Consider the following 3,519-nt stretch of genomic DNA (forward strand, 5'->3'; position numbering starts at 1 on the left):
GAACTCGGGGGAGGGGTGCGCCGGTGGCGGATGCCGTGAACGGCCGGACGCCGCTGCGCGAGCAGGTGCGGCGGGCGTTGCAGGACCGCATCAGCGACGGCCGCCTCCGGCCCGGCGACCGGCTCTACGAGCAGGAGATCGCCGCCGAGTTCGGCGTCTCCCGGGTGCCGGTGCGCGAAGCGATCCGCATGTTGCAGAGCGAAGGGCTCGTGGACGTGGCGCCGAACCGGCGCGGCGTGTTCGTGCGCAGCCTCGACCGCGCGCAGGTCGAGGAGCTGTTCGACGTCCGCGAAGCCCTCGAAGCGCTCGCCGCCCGGCTAGCCGCGTCCCGCGCCTCCGCGGACGACGCCGACCGGCTCGGCGTGCTCGCCGAACGCGCCCGGCGGGCGTGGGCGGGCGGGGACGTGGACGCGATGTCCGCGGCCAACACCGAGTTCCACGACCGGATCGTGGCGCTGTCCGGGAACGCGCTGCTCGCCTCGGTGCTGGAGCCGCTGCACGGCAGGCTCGCCTGGCTGTTCCGGCTCAACCTGGAGCCGGAGCGGGTGTGCCGGGAGCACGACGAGCTGCACGCCGCCATCGCCGGCGGTGACGGCGACCGGGCCGCCGAGCTCGCGCTCGGACATGTTCGGGCCAGCAGAACGATGGTCCTCGACAAGATGCTCTTCTGAGCTCTTCTCGTCCAGGTGAGTGGCCCGCCCGCCGATCCCGGCGCGGTGAGCGGGCCGCTCACCTGAGTTGCTTCCACGGGGTGGCCCGCGTGTGCCCGGTCTGGTGGGGCTCATCTCGGGGACGTGGTGGTTGACCGGGGGCGGGAACCGGCCTACTTTTCCGTATACGTCTAAGTATACTTCCGCTATGTGGAACCGGAGCGGCCATGTCCCCGGATCGTGCCGAAGCCGCCACCACGCCGGGAGCCCCCAGCCCCCGGCTCTACAACGCCGATCTGGCCCCGCCCGCACAACGCCGCTGGAAGACCTACAGCATCTTCGCGCTGTGGATGAACGACGTGCACAACATCGGCAACTACACCTTCGCCGCCGGCCTGTTCGCCCTCGGGCTCGGCGCGCTGCCGTCGCTGATCGCGCTGCTGCTCGGCATCCTCGTCGTGTTCTGGGGCATGAACCTGATGGGCCGCATGGGGCAGCGCACCGGCGTCCCGTTCCCCGTGATGGCGCGGATCTCCTTCGGCGTGCACGGCGCGCAGCTGCCCGCGCTGATCCGCGCCGTCGTCGCCATCGCCTGGTACGGCATCCAGACCTACCTGGCCTCGCTCGCCGTCGTCGTGCTGGTGCTGCGCATCGAACCCGCGCTCACCCCCTACGCGCAGGACTCGATCCTCGGGCTCTCCAGCCTCGGCTGGATCTGCTTCCTCGCGCTGTGGGCGGTGCAGCTGGTGATCCTCAGCTTCGGCATGGAGATCATCCGCCGGTTCCAGGACTGGGCCGGGCCGATCGTGTGGGTCGTGATGCTCGCGATGGCGATCTGGGTGCTGGTCCTCGCGGGCGGGCGGATCTCCTGGAACCCGCCGAACGCGCTCAGCGGCACCGCGATGTGGTGGGAAGTGCTCGGCGCGGCCGGGCTCACCATCGCCATCTACGGCACGCTGATGCTCAACTTCTGCGACTTCTCCCGGTTCGCGCCGGACCGGAAATCGGTCGTGCGCGGGAACTTCTGGGGCCTGCCGGTGAACTTCACCGCCTTCGCGATGGTGTCCATCATCGTCACCGCCGGGACGCACACCCTGTTCGGCGAGATCATCACCGACCCGGCGGAGATCATCGCGAAGGTGCCGAACACCTTCGTGCTCGTCGTCGGCGCGCTGCTGTTCGCGCTCGCGACCATCGGCGTGAACATCGTCGCGAACTTCGTCTCGCCCGCCTACGACCTCGCCAACCTCGCGCCGAAGCACATCGGCTTCCGGCGCGGCGGGCTGATCAGCGCGGTGCTCGCCGTGGTGGTGCTGCCGTGGAACCTCTACGGCAGCCCCGCCACCGTGGAGTACTTCCTCGGCGGGCTCGGCGCGGTGCTCGGGCCGCTGTTCGGCGTGATCATCGTGGACTACTGGCTGCTGCGGCGCGGCCGGATCAACGTGCCCGACCTCTACACCGAGGATCCCGCCGGCGAGTACGCCTACCGGCGGGGCGTGAACCCGCGGGCCGTCGCCGCGCTGCTGCCCGCCTCGGCGGTCGGCATCGCGCTCGCCGTGGTGCCCGCGTTCGCGGTGCTGTCCTCGTTCTCCTGGCTCATCAGCGCGCTGCTCGGCGGCGGGCTCTACCACCTGATCGCCGACCGCGGCCGCGACTTCACCGACGTCCCAGGAGACCACCTCGCGCGGACCACCACCGCAGAAGGAATCCACTGACCGCAGCCACCCGTGCCGCGGGGGCGGGCGGTGTCTTCTTCCCGTCAGCGGCGAAGCCGCTGAGCTGCCGACCACCTGAGCAGCGGAACCGCTGAGGTTCCGCCACCCCAGCGCCCCGCAAACCGAGTCCCAGGACAAGCAGCGAAGGAGAGCACGTGCGGATCGTCGTTGCCAACGTCAACACCACCGAAGCCGTGACCGAGGTGATCCGGGCGCAGGCCGTCGCGATCGCCGCACCCGGCACCGAGGTCCTCGCCGTCACCCCGCGCTTCGGCCCGCCCTCGGTGGAGGGGAACTTCGAGAGCTACCTGGCCGCGGTCGCCGTGATGGACCGGGTGCGGGCCGTGCCCGAACCCTTCGACGCGGTGGTGCTGGCCGGGTTCGGCGAGCACGGCAAGGAAGGGCTCGCGGAGCTGTTCGACGTGCCCGTCGTGGACATCACCGAAGCCGCCGCGCACACCGCGAGCCTGCTCGGCCGCCGGTTCTCCGTCGTCACCTCGCTGGCGCGCACCACCGGCCAGATCACCGATCGGCTCGCGCTGACCGGGCTGGGCTCGCGGTGCGCCTCGGTGCGCGCCACCGGGATGGCCGTGCTGGAACTGGAGGCCGATCCGGAACGCGCCAGGGACCGGCTCGCCGCCGAAGCCGTGCGCGCCGTCCGCGAAGACGGCGCCGAGGTGGTCTGCCTCGGCTGCGCGGGCATGGCGGGCCTCGCCGAACAGGTGCGCGACGCCGCGGGCGTACCCGTCGTCGACGGCGTCCCCGCGGCGGTCGGGCTCGCGGAACTGCTGGTGCGGCAGGGCCTCAGCACCTCGAAGGTGGGGGGCTGGGCCGCGCCGCTGCCCAAGGAGATCACCGGCTGGCCGATCAGCGGAGCCTGACCCCGCCCCCGAACCCCGCCCCCGGAACGACGAACAGGAGGTTGCGGTGCCCGACGACCCGTACGACGTGGTGATCCGCGCGCGGCGCCTCATCGGCCCGCGCGGCGCGACCGCGGGCCGCGGCGCCGGTCGCGCCGGCCGCCCCGCCCCCCCCGCCCCGCCCCCCGCCCCCCGGGGGGCCCGGGGGGGGCGGGCGGCGGGGCTGCGGATCTCGCGGACCCCGCCCGCGGCGGCGGGCTGCCAGGTTCCGTCGATGAACAGCGTGTTCGGTCC

General features: G+C 72.5%; 4 protein-coding genes. All 4 read left to right on the forward strand.

Annotation, left to right across the window (positions count from 1 at the left end; all coding sequences use genetic code 11):
• Nucleotides 1-23: 23 nt before the first annotated feature.
• Nucleotides 24-671, forward strand: coding sequence for a GntR family transcriptional regulator (locus LCD35_RS29530; protein ID WP_225045307.1), 648 nt, complete (start codon nt 24-26; stop codon nt 669-671).
• A gap of 206 nt (nt 672-877) precedes the next feature.
• Entirely contained in the window at nt 878-2,365 is a 1,488-nt protein-coding gene (locus LCD35_RS29535; protein ID WP_225045308.1) for an NCS1 family nucleobase:cation symporter-1, read from the forward strand.
• 155 nt (nt 2,366-2,520) lie between these two features.
• Nucleotides 2,521-3,246 carry an aspartate/glutamate racemase family protein gene (locus tag LCD35_RS29540; RefSeq protein WP_225045309.1) on the forward strand — a complete coding sequence of 242 codons (726 nt, stop codon included), beginning with the start codon at nt 2,521-2,523 and terminating at the stop codon, nt 3,244-3,246.
• Nucleotides 3,247-3,292: 46 nt separating this feature from the next.
• On the forward strand, nt 3,293-3,519 hold a 227-nt coding region (locus tag LCD35_RS29545; RefSeq protein ID WP_225045310.1), incomplete at its 3' end, for a hypothetical protein.

Origin of the sequence: Saccharopolyspora sp. 6V (assembly GCF_020176785.1) — a bacterium.
Lineage (GTDB): Bacteria > Actinomycetota > Actinomycetes > Mycobacteriales > Pseudonocardiaceae > Saccharopolyspora_C > Saccharopolyspora_C gregorii.